Source organism: Paenibacillus sp. 01T431, assembly GCF_056398625.1.
In genome coordinates this window covers 34,894-60,784 of sequence record NZ_JBFTPT010000030.1, presented here as the reverse complement: position 1 = coordinate 60,784, position 25,891 = coordinate 34,894, and the positions used below count along the sequence as shown (strand labels likewise).

General features: G+C 37.1%; 16 protein-coding genes and 2 pseudogenes. 4 read left to right on the top strand and 14 right to left on the bottom strand.

Features of this window, described 5'->3' with window-relative positions; all coding sequences use genetic code 11:
• Nucleotides 1-260 precede the first annotated feature (260 nt).
• The 6 genes from AC1DM9_RS32460 to AC1DM9_RS32435 all read right to left on the bottom strand — a co-directional run bounded on the left by AC1DM9_RS32460 (nucleotide 261) and on the right by AC1DM9_RS32435 (nucleotide 4,078).
• A complete protein-coding gene (locus AC1DM9_RS32460; protein WP_477551807.1) occupies nucleotides 261-614 on the bottom strand; it encodes a hypothetical protein in 354 nt (117 codons plus the stop codon).
• Between the two features lie 344 nt (nucleotides 615-958).
• Nucleotides 959-1,501, bottom strand: coding sequence for a VanZ family protein (locus AC1DM9_RS32455; RefSeq protein WP_477584101.1), 543 nt, complete (start codon nucleotides 1,499-1,501; stop codon nucleotides 959-961).
• Nucleotides 1,502-1,671: 170 nt separating this feature from the next.
• A complete protein-coding gene (locus tag AC1DM9_RS32450; protein ID WP_477584099.1) occupies nucleotides 1,672-2,283 on the bottom strand; it encodes a nucleotidyltransferase domain-containing protein in 612 nt (203 codons plus the stop codon).
• A 130-nt stretch (nucleotides 2,284-2,413) separates the two neighbouring features.
• Nucleotides 2,414-3,325, bottom strand: a complete 912-nt coding sequence (locus tag AC1DM9_RS32445) for an IS3 family transposase (RefSeq protein WP_477584097.1) — start codon at nucleotides 3,323-3,325, stop codon at nucleotides 2,414-2,416.
• Entirely contained in the window at nucleotides 3,295-3,591 is a 297-nt protein-coding gene (locus AC1DM9_RS32440) for a transposase (RefSeq protein WP_477584095.1), read from the bottom strand. The genes AC1DM9_RS32445 and AC1DM9_RS32440 overlap by 31 nt, the downstream gene beginning before the upstream one ends.
• 133 nt (nucleotides 3,592-3,724) lie before the next feature.
• Nucleotides 3,725-4,078, bottom strand: a complete 354-nt coding sequence (locus tag AC1DM9_RS32435) for a VOC family protein (protein ID WP_430060533.1) — start codon at nucleotides 4,076-4,078, stop codon at nucleotides 3,725-3,727.
• 138 nt (nucleotides 4,079-4,216) lie between these two features.
• Between AC1DM9_RS32435 and AC1DM9_RS32430 the strand changes: the two genes are divergently transcribed.
• Nucleotides 4,217-5,488 (top strand): DUF1963 domain-containing protein, encoded by a 1,272-nt coding sequence (locus tag AC1DM9_RS32430; protein ID WP_477584093.1) that lies wholly within the window; start codon nucleotides 4,217-4,219, stop codon nucleotides 5,486-5,488.
• A gap of 70 nt (nucleotides 5,489-5,558) precedes the next feature.
• Here the strand turns inward: AC1DM9_RS32430 and AC1DM9_RS32425 are convergent, their stop codons facing one another.
• Both AC1DM9_RS32425 and AC1DM9_RS32420 read right to left on the bottom strand, forming a co-directional pair.
• Complete coding sequence (locus AC1DM9_RS32425) at nucleotides 5,559-6,674, bottom strand: glycosyltransferase WbsX family protein (protein ID WP_477584091.1); 1,116 nt, start codon at nucleotides 6,672-6,674, stop codon at nucleotides 5,559-5,561.
• 352 nt (nucleotides 6,675-7,026) lie between these two features.
• Entirely contained in the window at nucleotides 7,027-12,897 is a 5,871-nt protein-coding gene (locus AC1DM9_RS32420) for an S-layer homology domain-containing protein (protein ID WP_477584089.1), read from the bottom strand.
• A 367-nt stretch (nucleotides 12,898-13,264) separates the two neighbouring features.
• On the opposite strand from AC1DM9_RS32420, the gene AC1DM9_RS32415 reads away from it, so the two are divergent.
• Together AC1DM9_RS32415 and AC1DM9_RS32410 are read left to right on the top strand one after the other, a co-directional pair.
• A complete protein-coding gene (locus AC1DM9_RS32415) occupies nucleotides 13,265-13,525 on the top strand; it encodes a hypothetical protein (RefSeq protein WP_477584087.1) in 261 nt (86 codons plus the stop codon).
• Nucleotides 13,526-13,814: 289 nt separating this feature from the next.
• On the top strand, nucleotides 13,815-14,021 hold the full coding sequence (locus AC1DM9_RS32410) for a hypothetical protein (RefSeq protein WP_477584103.1): 207 nt from the start codon (nucleotides 13,815-13,817) through the stop codon (nucleotides 14,019-14,021).
• On the opposite strand, the pseudogene AC1DM9_RS32405 reads toward AC1DM9_RS32410, so the two are convergent.
• Nucleotides 13,936-15,086, bottom strand: a pseudogene (locus tag AC1DM9_RS32405) (IS3 family transposase). The gene AC1DM9_RS32410 and the pseudogene AC1DM9_RS32405 overlap by 86 nt on opposite strands.
• Before the next feature lie 386 nt (nucleotides 15,087-15,472).
• Between AC1DM9_RS32405 and AC1DM9_RS32400 the strand changes: the two are divergent.
• Nucleotides 15,473-16,647 (top strand): annotated as a pseudogene (locus AC1DM9_RS32400) (IS256 family transposase).
• A gap of 59 nt (nucleotides 16,648-16,706) precedes the next feature.
• Here the strand turns inward: AC1DM9_RS32400 and AC1DM9_RS32395 are convergent.
• From AC1DM9_RS32395 to AC1DM9_RS32375, 5 genes are all read right to left on the bottom strand, one after another.
• A complete protein-coding gene (locus tag AC1DM9_RS32395; protein ID WP_477584085.1) occupies nucleotides 16,707-17,216 on the bottom strand; it encodes a hypothetical protein in 510 nt (169 codons plus the stop codon).
• Complete coding sequence (locus tag AC1DM9_RS32390; RefSeq protein WP_477584083.1) at nucleotides 17,197-18,297, bottom strand: hypothetical protein; 1,101 nt, start codon at nucleotides 18,295-18,297, stop codon at nucleotides 17,197-17,199. The genes AC1DM9_RS32395 and AC1DM9_RS32390 overlap by 20 nt, the downstream gene beginning before the upstream one ends.
• Before the next feature lie 1,102 nt (nucleotides 18,298-19,399).
• A complete protein-coding gene (locus tag AC1DM9_RS32385; protein ID WP_477584081.1) occupies nucleotides 19,400-22,813 on the bottom strand; it encodes a hypothetical protein in 3,414 nt (1,137 codons plus the stop codon).
• A complete protein-coding gene (locus AC1DM9_RS32380) occupies nucleotides 22,813-23,790 on the bottom strand; it encodes an MBL fold metallo-hydrolase (protein ID WP_477584079.1) in 978 nt (325 codons plus the stop codon). The genes AC1DM9_RS32385 and AC1DM9_RS32380 overlap by 1 nt, the downstream gene beginning before the upstream one ends.
• Before the next feature lie 603 nt (nucleotides 23,791-24,393).
• On the bottom strand, nucleotides 24,394-25,800 hold the full coding sequence (locus AC1DM9_RS32375; RefSeq protein ID WP_477584077.1) for a hypothetical protein: 1,407 nt from the start codon (nucleotides 25,798-25,800) through the stop codon (nucleotides 24,394-24,396).
• Between the last annotated feature and the right edge of the window lie 91 nt (nucleotides 25,801-25,891).

The following is a 25,891-nucleotide window of genomic DNA, read 5'->3' as shown; positions in this document are numbered from 1 at the left end:
TAATTTGTTCAATCCGTTGATTTTGTGCGTCTGATTGCTTAAACTTCATAGTAAGAGCGCCTCCTTGATGTGTTGTCGACAAACCCATCATACCGAGGTGCTCCTTTTTTGACAAAGACTATTTCTTAGCCTCAACAGGAATGTTTAGCGTAATGACAAATGATACGGTTCACCATTAATAATTATAATTAATTGATACTGTGAAGAGCGTGAAGTGCATCCTGTTTATCTTTTAAAAAAGGGGCTCTAGTAATCCAAACTTATAGCATAAGGGTTTTCTTTCTTAAAAAATCCCAAGTTACATCGATCGAAAAAAATAATATCGAGGAGCCAATGGATATTAACGTGAAAGAAACACTAAAGACAATGAAAAACGAAGCTGACAAAACATGAAGCAATAGTGAAGCTAATATTGGATATTTAGTTTTCTTTCCTAGATTATCAGATACAATAGACGCTGGTATACCATACAGCAGGACACATGGCGCTATATACATAAACAACCATGGAATATTTGAAAGAATTAAGCTTTTTGGAGAAGAGGCTAGTATTGAAAATAAAGCTGTTATAACAAACGAAGATATTAGTCCAACAAGTATTTTCTTTGTTATCATAAATGCCTCCTGATGAACCAGATAATATTCCTCGGGGTATCTCTTAACACTTATCAATCGTTCCTTATTCTGTTTAAATAATAAACCTACAGAATACCCTTGGATAGTTCTAACATTCATGGAACCTATTTTGAACACGAGAAAACGGCAGCCTTCACCGGCTGCCGTCTCTTCGTGTTCATAGAATTTTCGCTTGCAAATTGATGTGCCCAGCTACATTGATGATCTAGAATTCTCTGGTCTTTCGATTTTCAGTTTAAGTCCTTCGGATATCACTACGCTATCCTGCCCGTTAGCGTAGCAAAAGGCTACCGAAGCAACCTCTTTAATAGACTCAAGTAATTTCACTTGTTTATCGTACGCGTGTTTGAAACCATCTGGATTCCAGACAATATTATTTTTGCGATGCAGAATCCTATCACTGATCCCATTGAATTTAAAATAAAGTCAGTAACACTAGCAATTCTACCTGTTGGTAATAAATATTGCATGACCTCAATGAATAATGAAAGTATCATGCCAAAAAATATTGGATTCACGTTTCTCGCATTTGTATGAAATGTCACAAAAGAAATCAGAACTAAATACATGATCACATTGATTAAATACTCCAAATCCCCTGCTAGCAGAGGAGTTAGTTGTACTTTAATGCTGAATTGAAAAGTTGAATTTAAGTTCGAAGGTAAGAGTGATACAGACAGTATGCCAATCATAACGAATGAAATAACCAGTTCACTCAATGTCGTTCTGATGGCATTTAATTGATCTCCACTCTTTTGTCTTCTGTAATAAATAATAGCAAACACAATAGAAATAGTGATCAATGTAGTCAAAACAAAAGGAAGGTACTTACTGAACATTCCCCAATATATGATAAAGTTACCCAATGAAAATATATCCCCCCAATATCGCCTTGACAAGTATTCGTCGAAACTATTTGCACGTTAGTTGAGAAAAGGCTGCCATACGGCAGCCTTAATGCAATTGAACTATCGTTTTCCGTTAGCTTAATATGAAGATTCGGATTTAATCGTGTTTTGCTCTTTAAGTCAAAGCTTTATAACCATAAGTTTCTAGCCCATTTATCATTTACATCAATGGTTCCTGGATGCTTTTTGTTTATATATTCAACAAATTCGTCAACCGTTGTAATGTTTTGTACTAATACAGCATCATTGATATCTATACTAAGTATTTTCTTTTTATGAGGACTCAGTTTTTTGTATTGTTTAAATTCCAAAATTATCTCTCTATTTTTTTCAGTCAAAAGTCGTTTATAATACTCCGTCAACTTGTTGTCGTTCTCATCGGTTAAAAACCATATATCAATTATCCACTGAAGACCTTGATGACTTTTCATTTTCAGACCAATGTAATATCCTTCAGGAAACCCATCTCGTTTCATCTTGGATACAAAATCATAAAACAAAAAACCATGAAAATAATTTTGCCATATGAGTTCATTTAGTAAATCTAACGCTCGTTCCTTTGAAACCTGTTCACTTACCACACAGAAATCAATATCAGCGTTATCAAGTATCACATCTAACGCATAACTGCCAACTGTTTTGACTCTTCCATAGTTAGATAATATTTGAATTATCCCCGAGTCATCGATTAATGAATCAGCTGAGTTTTTTAATACTTGAGATTCCTTTAAAAGATTCATTCCAACAACCCCCTAAATGAAGAACACGACCCAATGATACATTGAGTTGAAATATTTGTAAACGGCGTATAGTTATTAAACTATACTGCCCGTTAGCTTAATGAATTGCAGTCTAACATTCGATTTTTGTCTAACGATCATGCTGTAATTTTAGTCGATACTCAATTGGTGTCTGTTTGTTTAATTTAATTTGAATCCGTTCATTATTATAAAATCGAATGAACTCCGCAATTCGTTGTTGAGCCTCACTAATTGAACTAATATCATATGGATAGAGTGATTCCGTTTTCAGATGAGAGAAAAAACTCTCCATTGCTGCGTTGTCTATACAATTGCCCCGACGTGACATGCTGATTTGGACTCCTACCGTAGGCAGTAGATCGTGGTAAACATGAGACGTATATTGGGAGCCCTGATCGCTATGGACGATTAGTTCGACTATCTTACCTGCAGCGTCTTTGTGTTCTTCAAAAGCCTTGCTAAAGGTGTCTAATACCAGCTCATTGTCGTTTCTAGTACTCATATGAAAGGCTACGATGTCTTTTCCATACAAATCCATTATAGCAGAAAGATATAGGCGCTGATCACCTACACGGTACTGTGTGATGTCCGTAACCCACTTCTGATTTGGTTTTGTTGCCTTGAATTCACGATTCAGCAGATTTGGAACAATTCTGCCGTCTGACTGCGCGGCCTGATACGTGTTGAAGTAAGGACGTTTAGCGCGAATGATAGATCGAATACCCATTTCCTGCATGAGACGTAACACTTTCTTGTGGTTCACTGTATCTCCATATTGACGCTCCAGTTCACCTTGAATCCTGCTGTAACCATACTTTCGATCACGCTGGAGGTAAATATCTTTAATCCACTTCTTGATTTCGCAGTTAGGATCATCCATTTTACGCTTAAGGTAGCGATAGTAAGCACTTCGCCATACATCAAGTAATTCACAAAGAAGAGTCACCGAATACATTCCGGACATCTCTTCGATAATGGCATACTTGCCCTTTACACCTCCCGTTTCCAGATTTCTAAGCACTTTTTTAACACCGCATTCTCCCGTTTAAGCTGCTGGATGTATAGGTCCTGATCGACATATTCTCCCCTTCGACCTCTATTATCCAATAATCCATATTCACCTTGTTTTCTAAACTTATAGACCCATTTACGAACTCTATCTTTATCTTGTATCCCATATTTCTCAGTAATTTGCCTATACGTCCACTTCTCATCCACATGTAACCGAACGGCTTCCTGCCTTATTTCCTTTGTATACGATTTATTTGGTTGTTCGTTCTTCCTCATAAAAAATACCCCCTAAAGTATCATCGGTTTCCCATATGGGTTTTTCCAATGTCTACTATAAGGGGTGCACTTCAGTTGGTCGGCGGGCTTTATCCGTTTATCTCATGCTGTAAACAATAAATTTCACCTTGCCTCAATGCTCATGAGAAAGAATGTTGATAAGCTTACCAAATGGGTCGCGTACATAGAAACGCCGAACACCCCAGGGCTCCACAGCGATTCCATATTCGATTGGAAACCCAGCTTTTTTCATACCATCAAAAGCAGCTTGGAGATCATCAACTTCGATTGACATATCAGGCACAGGCGTGTCAGATCCCCCTTGTGTGGCAAAACTAATTTGTATGCTCATCTCTTCGCTCGAACCGTAAGTTCTAATCCAACCATGATCCATCCATAACTCAAGACCGAGTACATCCTCGTAAAAGCGTTTTGCAGCGGTAATATCCTGCGCTTCAATATTCGTGACGATCCGTTTGACCCGCATCATAATCCTCCCATCATTATTCGATAATTACTAATGCTTCTTCCCGTTTATAATTCGGTTAAATGCTAGTGACAACCTTTTCAATGACAGGGATAATAAAGACAGAAAGCAAAATTTCATTTTTCTAGAGGTGAGCTAATGACGGAACGTCTGCCCTGCCAAACAGAAGGCTGCGTAGCAACTATTTTACCAGCTACCGCAGCCAAGACAGGCGGAATATGTATGCCCTGCCAACAAAAAAAGCTTCGATTGGAAAAGGAAGACTATATTGCCCGCAATCGTAGATTTGTCGATCCTTATAAAGATGTTACTGAACCCGTTGAAATACTTAAAATCATGCATACACCTAAAAAACATGATCCGCTAGAGGTCCTTCTCTCCTACCCAAAAAGCGAACAGGAACTTTATCATAACCTCACTCCAAAGGAAGTCGCTCAAATGGAGGCGTATGCTGTTCAACTCATTGAAGATGGGGAGCTTGATCAGGCCGAAGAAATTTTGTTATCGCTCGTTTGCTTTGCTCAGGCAAACATCCATCTTGGCTTAGATGCGTTAGTACAAAAAGAATGTTTTTATCCAGGGATTCTTTTCAAAGATGCTCTGCCTTCCATTAGAAACGTAATCATTGAACGGATTCATCACGATAAGGAGAATCGCAACCATCTACTGTCAGTCCTTGCTTGGATCGGAGATGAAGAGATCGTGCGTCAGTTTGATAGCTGGGCAAAATCAACTCCACACTGGGCTAGCGAACTTTATGTATCCCCTGAAAGCTATACTCATGAAGCCGGTTGGGAGCTGGATGATGAGGGAAACAAGATAACATTATTCCATTCGGTTCGCTATGCATTTAAGGCTGAAGATCAATTTACTGAAAATAAAGCAGTGCTTGCGCTTAAGGACAGTAATCATACCTGCCCATGGTGCGACGGCCCAATAGAAGTACTATTTGATTGCAATCTCCTCGACCCGGTTCTGCAATTTCTGAATCTTGAAGGTGAACGTTTGCGATTGGCTGCATGTATGCGGTGCGCTGCTTATTATGGTGTGCAGTTCATGGAAATTGATTATCAGGGTCATTTGAGCTGGAGTTCCTATAATCAGCTGCCGAAGCATTTTTCTCGAGAGATTTATGAGGATACAGAGCCTGTCCATTTGCTACACATGGTAGACCAGCCTAGAGGCAGTTATGAAGCTTCGTACTGGACCCTTGAAGTACTTGCCACACAAATTGGAGGGCATCCGACTTGGATTCAGGATGCTGAATACCCGTCTTGCCCTAGTTGTGAGCAAACAATGGTATTCATTGCCCAGCTGGACATGGAGCAAGTCGGAAATAGTGAAGGTATTTACTACACCTTCCTTTGCCGTGGTTGCCAGTTGTCAGCCACAAGCTTCCAGCAGACATGATTTAAAATCGGAGAAGAGACCCACTCCGAGTGGGTCTGATTATTTCAAAGAGGAGGTTTGCTCTCCGCGCTTACGATTTGACGAATGTTTTCTTAATCGCCTCTAAATACCCGTACCCGTACAAATCGTCCGGCAACAAATAACTCGTCTCCGTCCACTCATTCCAGCTGTTCACCGTGATGAGCGGAGGTTGCTCTGGATGTGTATCCGCATATTGCTTCGCTTGTTCAAACGCCTTCTGAACGTTGTCTGGCGTATTGTTCTGAACAACAAGCGGAACACGTTCCTTAAACCTCGGATTATTATCCCAGCCAACCGAGATGTGCGAATAATACGGAATGTCGTATGTTGCGTCAATGCGGGACCACTCTTGAACGACATCCACCATGATTTCGTTGTAATCACGGTCTACGTTCACGAAATGAACGTACTGATAGTGGGTCAAGCTGTCGAAGCCAAGCAGCTTCACGATCTCTTTCGCCGTTACCTTTTCCCCGCCGTCAACGCCGCTGAGATTGAAGTTCTGCTCTCCCCACAAAGTGAGCTGCAGGTGTAAGCCAGGCAAGCCTGCTTCGACGCATTTGGCTCTGAACCAAGCGAATGCATCCTTCGTTTCCTCGGCACCGCCCAAACCTCTCATCAGATTGGCAAGATCGTAAATATTGAAAATTGGTTTGCCATCAATCGTGTAGTAAGACGGATGCTTAAAATATTGATTGATCACGCGATCGGCGATGATCTCGAATTCTTTGCGGTCGACCGCGCCATCCCAGATCATGGCGCCTTCCATATCATGCGACAAGCGGATATCCCACGTATTATTCACGCTATGGTTAGCCCACATCAAATAAAATTTTACTCTATCGTTGTTTCTCGCCTTCAGATAGCCGTCGTTGAGGCAATTTTCCAAAAAAGGGCGTTTGTCGTACCAGTACCAATCGTAAATGAATACATTGACGCCGTGGTCCGCCGCCGCGTTGATCTGCATCTCCATCACATAGGGGTCCGCTTCGTTGCAGTAGCCCCACAGCGGCTTGCGCGGCCAATTATGTTCGGAAAACTTCTTGACGGCGTTCTTGACAGATTGCCACTCCCCCATCCCCTCAGGCCAGAACATCCTAGTTCTTGGTTCGTCCCCTGTATAAGCCGGCCATATGTATGCCGCGACGTCATACTGTTTGCTCAAGTGCATTCCTCTTTTCAACATTTTTTTAGAATTGGAAGCCCTTACACAATACTCATTATAACCAATAGCCCACACACGAACAGGGGTAAAAAAGACATTAGATCCGGGTAAATACGACATAAGACTCCCTAACCGCCATCATATTACAACAAATAGAAGTTGCCAATCAGAAATCTCTAGTTAACTAATAGAGTCACAACATCCCTCTTTTTACAAAATATGAAAAGGAATCTCTTTCCCCTTATATCATTGAACATAAAAAAAACGGGAAACACCTAATTTATCTAATAGGTATTTTCAGGCTTCTAATCGATAAAGAGGCTGCGGAATCCGCAGCCTCTTTATGTAATGCTTAAATGAATTTAGCTTTTTGAAGCAGCCTTTGGATAATGGCGGATGTTTCAGCCCTAGTAATATTTTTCTGAGGCTGCAGCTCCCCATTATAACCGCCGATAACACCGAATTGAATCGTTAATGCCGCGGCTTGGCGAGCCCAAGCTGCTATTTTTGTATTATCTTTAAAGCCATGAAGCAGATTTTGCTGCTGTACATTGCCAAGCTCATTATACAAATCTGCCAGCTTCATTGCCCTCGATAAAATAACCATTGCTTCCTGTCTAGTAATCTTTTCATTAGGCTTGAATGAACCATCGCTGTATCCATCAACCAATCCGTACGAATACGCGATTTGAGCTGCTGAGTGATACCAATCCTTTTCTGATATATCTGTAAAGCTTACAGATTTTGCAGCAGAGCTTAAACCTAATGCCCTTATCATTATAGCTGTGAATTCTGCTCGAGTTATTTCGTTATCCGGTAAAAAACGCTGCTCGTCAGAACCATTAATGATAAGTCGTGATGCCAGATCATTGATGCTTGTTTTGGCCCAATGTGTTGCAACATCGCTAAATGATTTTTGATGATAAATGAGACCGTACATGCTGTTAGTCATGCTGCTCAGGACAGCGTAATAACGTCCGTCTTCTTCTATTACCTTAGTTGGAATATGAATGAGCGATCCGTCCGAGATTAGCTTTACTCCCGTCGTAATACGCTTAGGATCTAATCCTTCAGGCAATGCAATGCGTCTCTCTACAAAAGTATCAAATTGATTCAGCTCTATCTCCTTGCCCCCAAAGTATGCTTTCACTGAAAACCTGACTGGCGGAGCGATAAGTGTAATTTGTCCGTTATCTCTATCCTTATAAACAAATTCTGAGTTAGGAGCATGAATGATTTCCATCTTGAGAGTTATATCCTTCAGTGAAACATTAGATCCGAATTGGTTAAGCCATTCATCAATATGAACTTGATCCATCGGAAAGCTATAAGACGCTTTTTCAGACATTAGTTGAATAACAGCGTTACTGCTTTCAAAGGCTGAAAGAAGCCCAGCATTTATTTCCCAATTCACGATATCAGATTGATTATGGACCGTAATCGTAATAACGGGTTTATCGCCTGCTCCCTTCAAAAGCTCTTTAAGCTGCGCTTCCTCAAAGACCACCGTCGTTACTTTTTTACCTTCTATTGTCCTGACAGTTGCCTTAACCATTTGTACTGGCTTGTTTCCTATGCTAACTGTGATATCAGAATTCGTTTCTGCATTACCACTGCCATTGCTGGAACCGCTGCTTGCTTGGTATTCAATAGATGCTGCATGTGCCACACTACTATTACCTGCTGCATCTCGGTATTGAACGTATAACTGCTTAGATCCATAATCTCCATCCAAAATCCAATTTTTGGTGAGCAATACATTCTCCCAAGCTGACCAGGTCAACTTATCGGTAGAAAACCGTATTTCAGTAACACCACTACCATCACCATCTGAAGAAGTTAGAGATAGTTTCACTTCCTTGCTACTCGTTACAGTAGCTCCGCTATTGATGGTAATCATTCCTGTTGGTATCGTCTGGTCAAGTTTTATTTTATCTTGAATAACGGAATGACTTACATTGCCTGCCTTGTCTTTAAACTGTACGAATACTGATTTCTCCCCGTCGCCTGCTCCAAAGCTCCATGCCTTCGTTGCAGCGGATGGCTCCCAGCTACTCCAATCCGTCCCATTGCCCGAGAAGCGCATCTCGACAACGCCACTTCCTTTACTACTGTCATCGCTAGTAAGAGTTAGAGTTGTATCCGCAACATTCGTCCATTCCGAACCAGCTTGATCAATGGTTAATGTACCGGTTGGAGCAGTAGTATCCACTAGGAAAATAATCGTAGTAGCATTACCCGCTCCATCCGTTACGACAAGTGTATAGCTACCGTCTACAGTAATCTCCGTACCACTTGTAAAAGCTGCTCCATTCAATGTTGCCGTTCCTTCATTGAAGCTAACTGTCACTTTATCCTTGTACATGCCACCATCCGCAACGCCTGTTACGATTGGTGCTACTGTATCAATCACAAAGTTCACCGTTGTTGCATTTCCTGCTGCATCCGTTACAATGAGCTTATACGTTCCGTCTTGATTAACTTCCGTACCACTCGTAAAACCAGTTCCATTCAATGTTGCCGTTCCTTCATTGAAGCTAACTGTCACTTTATCCTTGTACATTCCACCTTCGGTTACTCCAGTTACTACTGGTGCTACCTTATCAATCACAAAGTTTACCGTTGTTATATTCCCAGCTGCATCCGTTACGACAAGCTTATACGTTCCATCCTGATTAACTTCAGTCCCACTTATAAAAGTAGTTCCATTCAATGTTGCCGTTCCTTCATTGAAGCTAACTGTTACTTTATCCTTGTAAATTCCACCTTCGGTTACTCCAGTTACGATTGGTGCTACTGTATCAATCACAAAGTTCACCGTTGTTACTTTTCCTGCTGCGTCCGTTACGATGAGCTTATACGTGCCGTCTTGATTAACTTCAGTCCCACTTGTAAAAGCTGCTCCATTCAATGTTGCCGTTCCTTCATTGAAGGTAATTGTCACTTTATCCTTGTACATTCCACCATCCGCAACACCTGTTACGATTGGTGCTACTCTATCAATCACAAAATTCACCGTTGTTGCATTTCCAGCTGCGTCCGTTACGACGAGCTTATACGTTCCATCCTGAGTAACTTCAGTCCCACTTGTAAAAGCAGTTCCATTCAATGTTGCCGTTCCTTCATTGAAGGTAACTGTCACTTTATCCTTGTACATTCCACCATCCGCAACTCCTGTTACAATTGGTGCTACTCTATCAATCACAAAGTTCACCGTTGTTGCATTTCCTGCTGCATCCGTTACGATGAGCTTATACGTGCCGTCTTGATTAACTTCAGTCCCACTTGTAAAAGCAGTTCCATTCAATGTTGCTGTTCCTTCATTAAAGCTAACTGTCACTTTATCCTTGTACATACCACCATCCGCAACTCCTGTTACGATTGGTGCTACTCTATCAATCACAAAGTTTACCGTTGTTGCATTTCCTGCTGCATCCGTTACGATGAGCTTATACGTGCCGTCCTGAATGACTTCCGTCCCACTCGTAAAAGCAGTTCCATTCAATGTTGCCGTTCCTTCATTGAAGGTAACTGTCACTTTATCCTTGTAGATTTCACCATCCGCAACTCCTGTTACAATTGGTGCTACCTTATCAATCACAAAGTTCACCGTTGTTACATTTCCTGCTGCATCCGTTACGATGAGCTTATACGTGCCGTCTTGATTAACTTCCGTACCACTCGTAAAACCAGTTCCATTCAATGTTGCCGTTCCTTCATTGAAGCTAACTGTCACTTTATCCTTGTACATTCCACCTTCGGTTACTCCAGTTACTACTGGTGCTACTTTATCAATCACAAAGTTCACCGTTGTTACATTTCCAGCTGCATCCGTTACGATGAGCTTATACGTACCGTCCTGAATGACTTCCGTACCACTTGTAAAAGCAGTTCCATTCAATGTTGCCGTTCCTTCGTTAAAACTAACTGTCACTTTATCCTTGTAGATCCCATCTTCGGTTACTCCAGTTACTACTGGTGCTACAGTATCAATCAAAAAGTTCACCGTTGTTGCATTTCCTGCTGCATCCGTTACGACAAGTGTATAGCTACCGTCTGCAGTAACCTCCGTACCACTTGTAAAAGCAGTTCCATTCAATGTTGCCGTTCCTTCATTGAAGGTAACTGTCACTTTATCCTTGTACATTCCACCATCCGCAACACCTGTTACGATTGGTGCTACTCTATCAATAATAAAGTTGACCGTTGTTACATTTCCTGCTGCATCCGTTACGACAAGTGTATAGCTACCGTCTACAGTAATCTCCGTACCACTTGTAAAAGCAGTTCCATTCAATGTTGCTGTTCCTTCATTGAAGGTAACTGTCACTTTATCCTTGTACATTTCACCATCCGCAACACCCGTTACGATTGGTGCTACCTTATCAATCACAAAGTTCACCGTTCTTACATTTCCTGCTGCATCCGTTACGACAAGTGTATAACTACCATCCGCGTCAATCCGCATTCCACTAGCAAATGCCGCTCCATTCAACGTCGCCGTTCCTTCGTTAAAAAACACCGTAACCGGGGCTTTATAACTCCCACCATGTGTTACTCCACTTACAGATGGTGCAGTCTTATCTATCTCAAAGCCCACTGTCGTTACATTCCCTGCTTGATCAGTTACAACAAGCATATAAGTACCGTCTATTGTAACCATTGTTCCACTAGTAAATGCTGCTCCATTTAATGTCGCCGTTCCTTTATTAAAGGTGACTGTCACATTCCCCTTATAGATTCCACCATTAGTTACACCTGTTACAACTGGTGCAGCCGTGTCTATTTTAAAGTTAACCGTTGTTGAATTCCCTGCCGAATCTGTTACGATCAGCGTATAAGTACCATCCATAACAATCTCTGTCCCGCTATTAAAGGGGTTACCATTCAATAGCCCACTACCTTCATTAAATGTGGGGGCCATCGCCTTGTTATATGTTTTATTATTCTCTACATTTGATATAACTGGTGATATGGTATCTACAGTAATCGTGCTGCTTATAGTTCCCATACTCAAACTTCCGACCCTATCTTTATATTGAACATATATCGTTTTAGCGCCTTCTCCTGCTGAGAGTACCCACGACCTCCCATTCAAATCAGAAATATTAAACCAACTCGTTTGCCAACTACCGCTAACATTCGAGAGCCGAGCTTGCTCAACTCCCGAGCCACTCCCGTCGGAATAACTTCCGCTCAAAGTCACGGTGTGGTTTTTAGTAAATGCAGCATTATTATTAATGATAAGAGATCCTGTTGGAGATGTCTGATCTAATAGTATACTCTGTGAAGATGTATTCGAAATTCCATTTTTAAAATCCTTTAATTGCATATAGATCGTCTTAGCCCCGTCACCGCCAGCTAGACTAAATGTTGCTGAATTGCTAAAAGGCAACCAAGATGCTGCCGGCAAACCCGCAGAACTATTCGAAAATCTCATATGCGTAACACTATCGCCTGCGTCAGCGTCAGATCCCGTTACAGATAGATTAGCAATTGACGAGCTTGTAGCTGCGCCTTCATTTATCGTAAAAGAACCTGTCGGAATCGTATTTGCAGGTCCGGTCTCATAAGTAACCACTAGTTTAGGATGATACGCAGCATTTGCAGCTTCCATGGAATAAAATAGAAATCTACCGCTATCAGCATCTGACTCATTACCATTCAGAATTAAGGTTAGTTTACGATCAGAGCTGTCCGTAAATGCATCTACAGCTGATTTTACGTTAAGAGTAATCGTTTGATTCTGAAGATATGTACCCATAGGCACTTCACTAGTACTCTTTGCTGTAAATTTATCCGCATTAAGGGTGTTCGTATCCATTGGAGGAAAGCTTACAAGGTTCAAATCATTCGTTGTAGAACCCCTAACTTCCATATACAAATTATGACCAGGGATTCTAAGGACAGTAGCGACAGTCAAGACCAGCTCTGCTGAAACAATAGTTCCTTCAGGTACACCTAGATTAAACATAGTTGCCATTCTATTTCGGACATTTACGAATCCGTAATTATTACTCATACCAACATAAAGAAAACCATCCCCATCATTATCATATATGCCGTCAAATTCCTGCTGACCTCTCAATTCCATCGTATCCGCAGAGGCAGCGTAAGTTTTTGTAACTGTACCCCCAGCCGCATCCGCTCTATTAGGTACTAGTCCAGGTGAAATAACTGATAATAAAATAGCGATGACCAACAAAAAAGATTGTTTCCTCATCCTTCATTCCTCCACTTTCTTGTATGGAACCATAGTTTATCATTGATAATTCATGAGGTCTTTAGCTGCCTTTTTACCATGGCTTCAACATGATCCTTTTAAAAAAATTCTCATCATTAACTACTATAATTAAAAGGGAGGTTGTCTTATAGTGACCGCTGTCATCAATTCTGTCATATGACAATTTTTTTATGTGGTACAAAGAATGAGGATATTTCTCGGGTCGATACGCTGTATTCATATAAATTGAAGGCGTCAGGCCAAACTTTCCGCGCGTCTTGGTCGGGGTTAATCGCAAGTAATAGTAGTACCGATTTGTCTTAAAGTTTGACGTGTGAGAAGGGAAACAACGGGGATATACTGGAATTTGGGATTAGGAAAGAGCCGAGAAAAGAAGATGAGAATAGCTTTTGAGCCGGATAAAAGAGAAGGTGAAAACCTGAGAAGTGCTTGTGTGATGCGGGATTATAGTGGTTATGTTTGCCGGAGAAAAAGATTAGAAGGGCATGTCAGTCTTCTGGTGGAAGCCTTGGAAAAAGAAAATCCGAGCTATATCAGGGATGAAGGCCTGAATATTGGTCAGCTTGCGTCAAACTTTAAGTGGCGCGTGGTGAATTATGTGAGATAGATGCCGTCTTATTTGTCGGAGACATTCACTTAATGCACCTTGTGAAACTCCAATTTAATTTTAAAAAACTTGGTTATTCATGTATCTACTCGTTTATCTTTCTTATCGGTTTAATTTCCCCATGCAAATATGTCTGCCAATCCCGCTCCCGCCTACTCCCACAAGGCTTCTTGTTAACAACTAACAAACCTTGACTGCGCCACCCATCTCACCAAATCCCGCTCCGCCTTACTCCCACAGGACTTCCCTCACTCACGACACCCTAAAAAAAAATCCGTTTTTAATAAGTTTGACTGAAAACGAGGGGAAATCATCGAGAAAGCCCAACAGCTTTGGTTCCAATGATAAAAAGCCTCCAAATCCACTGGCGGGACTGACCCCTATTTTTGAGACAGGGATCAAAACACCTTTTAAGTTTGAACAGCCAGTTGTCGGAATTTTACCGGCGACTGGTTATTTAGTTTCGTTTGAATACGAATTACGTTATAGTAAGTGATCTAGTCTTGAACGGTCTGCTCAACGATTGCAGTCGTTGTATAAATCAAACCTTCGAAGTAGAACGTATCAGACTTTTGTGTGGAATGAAACGGTTCGATAGGGGCATTATCAGCGGGCGTACCCTTGCGGGACATGCTCATGATGATGCCTTTCTCTTTTATTGCATCCTGATAAGCCTGGGAGGTATAGATGCTGCCTTGATCACTATGGAGCATCGCTCCGGGTAGTGATGGTAGTTGACTCAGCGTATCTAACACACACGCAGTGTCTTGCTTCTCTGATATGGTGCTGGCTACAATCTCTCCATTAAACAAATCCATGATACTCGAAAGATACAACATTTTCCCACCATATGGAAAATAGTTGATGTCCGTCACAAGCTTTTGCATCGGGGCATCCGCATGAAACTGACGCTTTAACAATTGCTCTTCTAGATAAACTGGCTGTCCCGTTGGTTTTCGTTTTTTGACTCTGACCCTGCATTGCAGGCCTTCACATTGGATGATCCGTTGTACCCGCTTGTGATTGATCGTATGCTTCATTCGAAGTAGTGCGGTCACCTTCCGATACCCATAGCGAAATTTATGCAAGATACAGAGCTCTCGAATCGTCTCAACCATGTTGTCCGGCATCTCAGTCTCATATGCTTTCTTCCAAAGATAATAAGTAGCACGAGAAACACCTAGCCATAAACAGGCATGTTTAATACTAACGTGACCTCGAAGGGACTCGATTATTTCTACTACGATTTTAGGCGAAACCTCCTTTCCATCTCCTTGTACTTTTTTAGTACGTTTATTTGTTGTTTTAAAAAACGATTCTCGACTTTTAACTGTTCTAACTCCGAGGAGTATTCAGGACCTTTGCCGTAGGTCTATTGTTTTCCAACAGGTTGCTCCTGTCGTTGCATTTTACCATTACGGTACCAACGCATCCATGTCTTCACTTGTGTCTTATTTTGAATGTGGAGTTGCTCCATCACTTCTTTCACTGAAATACCTGCCATTCTCATTTCAATGGCTTTCATTTTCGTTTCTACTGGGTAACTGACTCTGGTTGCCAACGCAAAAACACCTCCAAGGTTATCTCCATATCTTACGACATGGTTACATTTTCTTGAAGGTGTTTTGATTTGTCTCACGCTAGGGGATCAGTCCCGTCTTGACCATTCTCAGTGAGGGTTCTTTGGTGCATCTATTTTTAGTATACTGCGATCGCCAACTTAATTTAAGAGAAAAATGTTGACAAGATATTAGCTAATTTTAGATAATTACAAAAATATTATTACACTGGAGTAAATAAATCTAATTTCCTTTGTAATAAATATTTTTTATTTCCAACTATTGAGATCGTAAAATATTATGTGTAATAGATAAATAGCAAAAAGGAAGACCTTTTCTTTTAGAATGAAGTCACCACAACACCATTCGCAGAAAAGAGGTCTTCCCTATGAATCATTTTACATCAGATTTAGTCCAAGCTCTAGTCACAAAACAAGATGTGACTGAAGTTTTTCACTCTCACCTGGAAACTGCTATGAATCAATTGCTAGAAACAGAACTAACGGCGTTTCTAGACTATGAAAAATATGATCGTATCGGTGTGAACTCAGGAAATTCTCGTAACGGTGGCTATACACGTATGCTTCACACGGAATATGGAGACTTGTAGCTTAACATCCCACGAGATCGTAACGGTGAGTTCAAACAGCAGACCGTTGCGCCTTATAAGCGTTCCAATGATACGCTAGAATATTTTGTCATCCACATATTTCAGAAGGGTGTGACCATGACAGAGATCGCTGACCTTATTGAAAAAATGTATGGTCATCACTATACGCCTCAAACCGTTTCAAATATGACAAAAGTGATGATTGAACATGTCGATGCGTTCATGAAGCGTAAGCTAGCTGAGCGCTATATCTGCGTGTACATCGATGCAACATACATTGCCGTTAAGCGTGAAACGGTATCGAAAGAAGCTGTGTATGTTGCTGTTGGTATCCGTGAAGACGGTACAAAAGAAGTGCTAGCCTATGCGATAGCGCCGACAGTATCTGCTTACGTGTGGAAAGAGCTGTTACAGGACGTGGAACAGAGGAAGTCCTTCTCTTTATTTCTGATGGTCTCACAGGCATTATAGGTGCCATACAGGAAGTCTATCCGCGTTCGAAATACCAAACGTGTTTGGCGCATTTATCTCGAAATATATCCCATAAAGTACGTGTGTCTGATCGGGTAGAGATTTGTGCAGATTTCAAATCGGTCTACCGAGCTGACCATGAGGAAGCTGGTAAGGCAGCTCTTGAAAACTTCTGTAGTAAATGGCAGAGTTCTTATCCTAAGGTTGTTAAATCGCTACGTGAGAATCCTTATATCTTCACGTTCTACGGCTTTCCCAAGGCGATCTGGAGAAGCATCTATTCGACTAATTTAATTGAATCGTTTAACAAACAGATTAAGAAGTATACCAAACGTAAAGAGCAGTTCCCACATGAAGAAGCACTGGAGAAGTTTCTCGTTTCTCAGTTCGAAAGGTATAACCAACGCTTCGCTACTCGTTGTCATATTGGATTTGATCAAGCACGTGCTGAACTCAAGGCGATGTTCTCTACCAAAGACTAATTCATTCCACTACAAGAGAAGGATATTTTCATTTACACATAATTCTTGACGCTGCCCGACTAATTCTTCTTTAACAAAAAGGGAATAGCCATTGCAATCATATTTATTACTAATGAACAAATTATAAATTTATATCCGTATTTAAAATAAGGTAATACTTCTGCAAGTGTGTAAAAAACATTATCATCTAATTGAGCATCTTCTATTCCAGATGCAACACCAACAGGAATAACAATTTCAACAACGACTAGAATAAAAAAGATGAGTAATAAACGTATAGCGTTCAAATTCTTAGTGAAATATACGACTAAAAAGGCGGGAACGAACGAAATGATAAAGCCTTGAATATAAGATATCAAAATGTTTTTAGCATCCAAAGAACCGAAAATAAAACTAAGAATAGTACTTGAAATTAAATATAATATTCCACAAAACGATAATACAACCATAAAATAAAAAACAAAACTAAATCTATCATTCATACTTTTTTCCTTCATTTTTTCACCTTCAATAGAAAATAGAGTGTGATGATCACACTCTATTTTAACTTTATTTACTAAAATTTTCAAGTTTCCATGAAAGGCCATTTGCAATAGATTTATCAACATTAGGTTCTATCGAGTAAACATTTGAATTTTCAAGTAATTTCTTCAAGGTTTTCACTTCAGCTTTTCCGTGAATTTCTGTAAATCCTTCAAATGAATTTGAGCTTTCTACAATAATTCGTTCTATTGTATTTTCATTTGTCTGGTTCGATCCAATTGTGACAACTTCATTATTCACATTATATCCTCTAGCATACCACTGATCTACATCGATTTTTGAATCTTGTAGTACAGAATTAAATATACTTGATGAGATTGGTTGGGCAAATGTAAGAACAAATTCAATACTTTCATTTTGATCTAGTTCATTTATTTTTTTATGTGCTGCCTCTCTATAACTATCAAGCTCTTGAATTGAATTAATCTGTTTATATTGCTCATTGTTGTTTAAAACCTTAGATTCAGTAATGTTGTTTAAAGCCTTAGATTCAGCAATTTTGCTTATGGTTGTATCAGGAATACTACGAGTATCGGTGTTCCATTTATATCCAGCAAGAACCTCAGATGTGCCTGGTTGAGTGTTATAATCTCCCCCTGGAAAGAATGGAAGAGTGCTTAAACTAGCATAACTAACTAATTGCGGAGATCCATTAGAGCTTTTAATTTCCCATCCTGTATCAACAGTATACGTTTTATTAGGTTCTACACCCCAGTTATCCTTAACAACTACTTCTAATTCATCAGTTCTTCCATCACCATTATCATCTTCGTAATCATATTTCGGATCAGGTAGCGTTGTTGAGATGAAGTAACCATGAAAATTAGTTTTAAAATTATCTCGTACATCATACGTTATTAAAAAGCTTTGGTGCTGTTTTATTTTATTTGTTTGTGCTGTAGTAAATTTAAAGGAGAGGTTAGATGAAACGGTAGGATACCCTGCTGGATTTTTAGTAGAAGTCATAGTTCCTGAACTAGGTTTATAATACCTATCTACTTCATTTGTTCCAGTATTAGTCCACGACGTTGATGCTGCCATTACAGATCCAGAAAATAATACACTACAAGCAGCAGTTAAAAGAATAACTTTTTTACTTTTATTCACCAATTGATATTCACTCCAATGTTAAAAAATTCACATATAATTTGTGTATGTAAAATATAGCAAGTTATACACAAAAATGGAATGAGCGAAAAGCACTAAAAAGAGTGCACAAATCGACAAAATCCGTTTTATTATGTCGGTGTATGTATAAATATTTTATCGTAATGTCTTATTCCATTTATGTGATTTCATAGAAACTGCAAGATAGTTATAAGCTTAAATAAATAGGCCTATTTACTTCAAATAACTAATCCGTATTCTGCACTTTCATAATATCTAAGAAATGAACTTTTTTATCTCGCTGTTAAGCTCTACATGAACTCATTTAGTTCGGGAATTCATTTTCGTAATTCTTCTTACTCCCACAAGGCATCTTGATAACAGCTTACAAACCGTGATGGCGCCACCACCTCACCAAATCCCGCTCCGCCTTACTCCCACAAGGTTTTTCTTCTTCACGACACCCTCAAAAAAATCCGATTTTTTATAAGTTTGACTGAAATGCAGGGAAAATCAAGGGCGTGCGGGCTTAGGAAAAACACAAATCGAACCGTAAAAGTGTGACGGAAGAGCAGGAGAAAACCATGGGGACAGGATGACAAGGGAAGATCCAATGGGCTGTAGACAATTGAGAAGATCGAGATAAAACCAGTGCTGGCAAGGTATTAGCGGGATATTGATCGAGAAAAGACCGAGGAAGGGATCGGAATGGAAAAGAAAAAGCCGAGTGAATTCAGGGGGGAAATGCCTGAAATCAACTCGGCTTGTAGTTAGACTTTATAAGCTTTGTGCATGGTTTTAATGGTGGGCGTTAGTGTTTGTTGGTTGTAGACAACAACTTTTCCATCAATACACAACTTTAATGCGATCTGGAACACAAATTTAATACCAAACACCATTGAATTGATTGTCAGGTGATAACAAAGTCGGGAACTAATTTTGTTGATTTTATTGGGCTTTCTGCTTTATGTGATAAACGCTAAATAAAGAAAGTCTAGAACCACTAGAAATTACCGTGAAAAGAAAGTTGGAAACTACCCACCTAAAATCAAATAATCTACTTTATATAGCAGCTGTAATATTTAATAATCAATAAGGATCTTTATTCACCAACATTATGGCCTATATTAGGATTGCTAATTATGACTTTGTTGACAATATCATTAAATACATCAATAGCTTGCTCTTTTGATTCTTTATCAAAATGGAATATACGATTTATCTCTTCAAAAGCTAACTTGATATTAGCCTTTACTCCTTCTCCATATTTTAATATATTTCTTATACTCTCCATCCTATCTTCTTTTAATGAATCTACTAATCGTTCTACATATAGCTCAGCAAATCTATCTAAATAGTCATTTTTAAGAACGAGTTTTCTAAAGTTAAGTACAGAGTTTAAATACTTTACTTGTTCACTGGTATTTTCTAATTCAACTTCTGACGGAGTAAACGGATTGTATTTTTCACCTTCATATATACTAATTAATCTTTTCTTAAATGAATCCCCTGCACTAATGTGTATAGAATTTAGTTTATAGATATCTTCATTTTTACCTAAAAAGTTATCTCTCATAGAAATTAAGACTGACTCCACTTTTTCTTGATGACTTGGGAATTTATTTACCAAGCCTCGCGTGTACCTTTCATTTGAAAAAATCTCATTATAACAATCTTGAAAAATCATATCCCATCTATGTCTGTAAGTACCTGAATAACCCAGAACATTCTGGTATTTTTTAATACCTTTTATTCTATACGCATTTGCTCTTATTGTATTCCAATGTAAGTCTTTCCAATTTGTTATCGAAGACTTATCAAAAAACATACGTAACAAGGTTTTTACTTCAATCTTTATACTCTCACGGTAATCTTTATCATTTATCTGTTCAATAATACGTTCTGGGATAATATCTATGCTGTTTTTTTCTTTCATTAGTACTGAAATCAATATTTTTTTCAGACTCGATTTATTGGATTCATAATAATTATCATTACCAATACTACAAAAAGCACCTATGTTTGATTTTAAAGTGTGGTATACAATTTCTTTCCTTCCACTACTAAATCTCAACTTTCTTTCAATTGTTTGTTGAAACTCTTGAGAAAATAAATATTGTACTGCTTTGGGAGTACTTACGTTATTACTTTTCCATAGAGTGTAATTCTCTTTACTCGCTAAATTAAATATATCAACTCCAGTAAAGATACAATATAGAGTAACTTGAGGTTCAACCTCATAAATCATTGGTATGATGTGATCTAACTCAGTAGGGCGCCCTGAATCCAGCTTCTTTAAATAAAAGACTGCATCAATACCCTGTTTAGCTCTAGTTAATTTTCTTTCTCTATTTTCTTTCTGATTGCTGAAAAAGTCTTTTAGTAGTCTTTTTTTACTAACACCCTTTTCTATATGATCAAGCCCATAAGTATCAACAAATGTTAAAGATTTTACACCTAAATCATCGAACATTATTGCAAAGTTATTTGAGAATGAATCTGTTATAGATACTTTCTTAATAATTGAAGTTAGAGAATGAACTCTACTATGAGATGAATCAACAACATCTTTATCAGAAACCGTTACTGTTTTTAAACATTTTGACAGTAAATCTTGCTTATCAGGGCTGAGATCATTGAGAGAAAAATTCAATTTATTGCTTTTGATTCCAATTGTCTGAAATTGATTTTCAATTATTTCATAAAAAGAAGAAAAAATAATATCTAACATATTACTCAAATCATCTTTTTTATTTCTTATTAATTCTCTATCCAATATCCTACTACAGATACTATCTACAATATCATCTACACAAACTTCTCCATTTTTAGATAATTGCATTAATAAAGAGTTTTCATTTTCATTTTCAGTTGAACTGAACCTAATTGGTGTTTTCTTTAGTATTTTTCTTAAATTATTATCACTCGAAAATAAAAAATCAAATTCATCAACTGAAAAAAAACCCTTTTTTTCGTATAAGATTTTCTCAAGTTGAGTTTTTAAAATACTTTTATCATTATTTGAGTAATTTTTATTAGAACATTGATAATCATACACTTCTCTAACAATTCTATTTTGTAAATTATTATTATCATAGTTTGAATTAAAAGAGTTATTTATAAACAAATCACTATCAACTAGTAGACTTTGTAAGCGATTTGTTATAATTTGATTTAATTCATCTTCTTTATTATTATCTATATCAAATTCAATTCTTTTTATTAATTCGAACTCTAAATCTTGTAAAAAATCATGATCAAATATCTTCATACACTTAATATCATTTTCAAGACTAGAGACTTCACTTAGAATACTCAGATAAGTATCTACAATTTTATTAACTTCAATTTCGTCTCTACTAATTAACAATGGATATGCAATTTTTATGATTTTTTTACCAATACTTTTTAATTCTTTCGTTTTTCTCTCTTCATTTATTAAATTTAACTTAGTAATCAACTCTTTCATATAACAGAGGTGATCTTCGAATATATCTAATTCTTTAAATTCAAAATAATTAACAAAAACAAATGAGATAATATCTAGCCATATATCTTTCTTTCTAATTTCACAAAAATCGTCTTTATTATAAAAGAACACTTCAACCTTGGGATTTTTTTCATATCTAGAATACTTATATTCAACTTCAGTCCTTGTAGTCTGCCCATCACCAGATGAATTAATTTTATCACCGTTAAGAGCAAATGACTTTATAAAAGATGATTTTCCTGCTCCACTTCCACCAATTACAAGTACTGAAAGTTCTTCGCCTACAGATTTTTTTTGATTATTTATCCATCTTAGCGTTAACTTTCCACTATTATGTTCGTAAAGTAAACAACCAGACTCTCTTAAATAGTTCATAATATGCTTTAATGTGATGAAGTATATGTGTTTGAATGGGTTTCCTTTGTTATCCATGTAAGGAATTGATTGATTCATCCCTATTAATGTTTTATTGTTTGAATATACTGGAGCTCCAGATAAACCTTCTAGTATTTGATAGTCTTTTAAATCTGAATAGTGGTGATAGTCATCTAAAATTCTATAAGACAAAATCTTATTTTTGAAATTAGAAAATAATTCTATTTCACCCTTTAACGCAATTCTATCGTTCTCCTCATTCTTGATTACTCCTGGAAAACCATAGGTCTCAACTTTTTCTAGTGGACGTAACTCGTTAAATGAAACAGATTGTTTTAATAACAATTCATTTTTTTTAATTCCAACTAAAACTGCAAATACATCATCTTCTTTTAATAAAGACTCTCCAATAAATACATCTTCTATTAGATAGTGATAATTATGATGATTAGAATCAAAAATCTCTATTTTAAGATAATTATTTATATTACTCTTAATCTTATGCTTATCAATTCCACTATTCCATAACAAATGAAGTGGTGCAATAACCATATAATATTGAAATTCACTCTCAGTCATATATTCGCAATCTAGAATAATTCCACTTGTAATACTATCGAAAGTTGATAACCTTACAATACTAGGTAGCATTATGTTTTCCTCTCCTTTTCTACTTCAATTAAATTTCCATGTTTTACTTGAAGTTGATACTCATTAATTTCTAAATTAAGCTCCACTGGACAAAATAATTGAATGTTTTCTCTATTACCTAAAATATTTTTTATTAATTCTAAATCCGGATGTTTTTTGGTTATTTTAGATAATGGTAGCATTATCTTCTTGCATTGGTATTGATTTATTAAATCAATGATATTCACGTTATTATCTTTAGCTCCATGATGTGCCAGCATTATTAAATCAAACGATGATTCATACTTTATTTTTTTTAATTCTTCCAATATAGTTGGAAAGTAATTATCACTCGCTAATAATACTGACATATCATTATATTTAACTATACATACCAAAGAGGATTCATTAACTAACCTTGAGTTTTTTTTGTCAACCAACCAGTTCTTCATCAACTTTTTAACCGTATCTTTAAATGGAAGTAATAAATCAATAAGTATTAAATCATCATCTTTTCCAGTCGGAGGAGGCTCCAGTCTATTTTTACCTCGCATACAGATTTTAAATCCATTAACTTCAAATTGTCTATTTTCTTCGTATGTTCGTATTAATGAAAGATTCGAAAATTTCTCTATTGTATTTTTAAGTCTATTTCCTTGTTTATAACTAATAGTAGCTGGGTCAACAAGGTCATTAAAAAGGATAAAACATTCTTGAGAAAAATCAATGTAATTTTCCACTTCTGGTTCATTCAGAAGTTTCAATATTCCTCCAATATGATCATCATCAATATGGGTTACAATTAATCCATTAATCTTTCCTATTTCATTTCTATCGTTCCTTGTCTCCATACTATTAATTGCCTTTATTATATTACTAAGATTATTTTTTTCAGATCCTCCATCGACCAATATTCTTACTATTCGATTTTCTTTATTAAAATTCATAATATAGGAATCTCCTATACCAACATCTATCATTTCAATAAAAAAGTTCAATTTATCTTTCCCCCTCACTTTATAATATGTATATGAAATAACTCAATACTCTTCATCTAAGTATTTAGCTAACCAAAATTCAAATTATTCATAGTTAGTATAAATAGCCTTATTTGTAGACACCAATCAAATTAATGAAATATGTGTCTGTCCTTTTCTAAATTCACTCTCCATATCTTTAATCACATTTAGATTAGTAATAGTTAATCAGAAAACTTTTATAATAATAGTAGCCTTGTCCTGACTAGGTCATCTATATTATTGTGCCATCAATGTGATGTTTGATAAATCAATTATCATACTCATGTAATTCAAGTCCGTGATATATAAAATTGAAAGTTTATTAAGTTTGCGAACTCTGTTTTTTCATTTCGTAGATTACTTAGCTTACATCGTTATCATAGGGACAATCTATCATACTAAGAAAATAGTAAACACCAATAATCTCCCAAAAATAATTGTCGTCTCATTTATAATTCACTATACAAAAAACTAAAAATCAGTCATATAAACTTTAATAGATCCGAGTTGTTTCTAGGTAGCCCCTAACGAAGTTGGACACTAAGAGTGAATATCCATTACACTACTAGTGACAAGAGGAGGCTAACTATTCTCTTTTATTCTAGTCGAAACGATTTCTCTCTTGTAATAATTTCTTAAGCTGTAACTCGTCCACTCTCTTAAGTTACTAATTGATATAGATATGCTTCTATTAAAATCAAATACAGTAATTGCATTTTTATTAATTGCGCCTGTTCCAGTTGTGGGGTCCAATAATGGTAATATTCTTTCATGCGTGTAAGTAATTGGAGACTCACCAGCATGCAAATACTTAGAACGCATGCTGTAAATTTTCTTGAATATCCCTCCAAATTCCTTATCGAAATAGTTATCAACAAATTCCTTTATACGATAACTTATACTATATTTTAATTGCCCACATGCTTCACATGTATTTTGTTGAGCCTGACTAGAGGTTGCTATTTCAATAGAGGATAAGTAGCCAGTAACAGAATTATCCACGATATTATCTACTTGAATTACTTTCTTTTTCTTTGAGAGTACTGATTGGCCAGTTACATACAATAACTCACCATCATTTCCTAATTCGTACTTAAGACTGGTCTTGAAGAAGTAACAACTTTTCAAAAATGTATTAAGCATTTTATCTTTTTTGTAATCGGCTCTTAAAATCATTTCTATAATAACTATTCCAAGTTTTGATAGTATTATTTTTTTATTGTAAGTAGGGTAAAAATCAATGAAAAGATTCTCATCAAATTGATTTTTCCATTTTTTATCCTCTTGGAATATACTTCTATAGTTCTCTTCCCCTGTAAATCCTTCAATGAAATCTACATCGCTATTTTCAAATAATAAGTTAGTTTCTATGCTCAGAAAACTAGTGATACTATTTAGCATTTCTACTGATAAGTTTAAAGCATCTATTCGATTTTGTGCTTCAATTTTTATTATCATCTTTGTTTTTTCCTTTTCTGTAAATATCATAAAATTTTCGCCCTTATAACTTTCTAATAATCTGGCATTTTTATCCACGGTTGTAACTTGTTTTAGTTCACATATTAAATAGAAAGTATTTTTAACTTTAGCATTTACTTTAGCGGATTTAATTAATTCTTGAATTAGCTTTACCTGTTTTTTTGCTTGCATGTCAGTATCCTGGCTAAAAAAATGAATTTTTTCTATTGAACCCTTCTTTTTATAAGAAACTAAGACATGTAGATATCCAATTTTTGTCCTTATTGATCCGAGATAAGTTAGCGTTTTTTTACCATTCTTCATTTTAAAAGGAAAAAACGCCCATGGACACTTCCCATTTAATCCTATTGGACTTAAAGATCTGTCAAATAGTTCCCATAAGGCCAACAAAAATGCATTTGCTGAATTTACTTCTTCAAGATCTACATCATGTTCACTGAACATTTCAACTTGAAGATCAATATATTTATTTACATTTCTTGCATCAACTACAGAAAACTCAGATGGCACCTAAAATCCCCCCAATTTAATTACAATGCCGATATCATTTATTACCTTCAACCCCTGAATCAGAATGAGAGTATTAGGGGCTATCTGTAAG

Bases quoted from the DNA above. Each gene is read 5' to 3' on its own strand.
- AC1DM9_RS32460 (WP_477551807.1), bottom strand. From the start codon at position 614: ATGATAACAAAGAAAATACTTGTTGGACTAATATCTTCGTTTGTTATA.
- AC1DM9_RS32450 (WP_477584099.1), bottom strand. From the start codon at position 2,283: ATGAATCTTTTAAAGGAATCTCAAGTATTAAAAAACTCAGCTGATTCA.
- AC1DM9_RS32440 (WP_477584095.1), bottom strand. From the start codon at position 3,591: ATGAGGAAGAACGAACAACCAAATAAATCGTATACAAAGGAAATAAGG.
- AC1DM9_RS32435 (WP_430060533.1), bottom strand. From the start codon at position 4,078: ATGCGGGTCAAACGGATCGTCACGAATATTGAAGCGCAGGATATTACC.
- AC1DM9_RS32430 (WP_477584093.1), top strand. From the start codon at position 4,217: ATGACGGAACGTCTGCCCTGCCAAACAGAAGGCTGCGTAGCAACTATT.
- AC1DM9_RS32420 (WP_477584089.1), bottom strand. From the start codon at position 12,897: ATGAGGAAACAATCTTTTTTGTTGGTCATCGCTATTTTATTATCAGTT.
- AC1DM9_RS32385 (WP_477584081.1), bottom strand. From the start codon at position 22,813: ATGCTACCTAGTATTGTAAGGTTATCAACTTTCGATAGTATTACAAGT.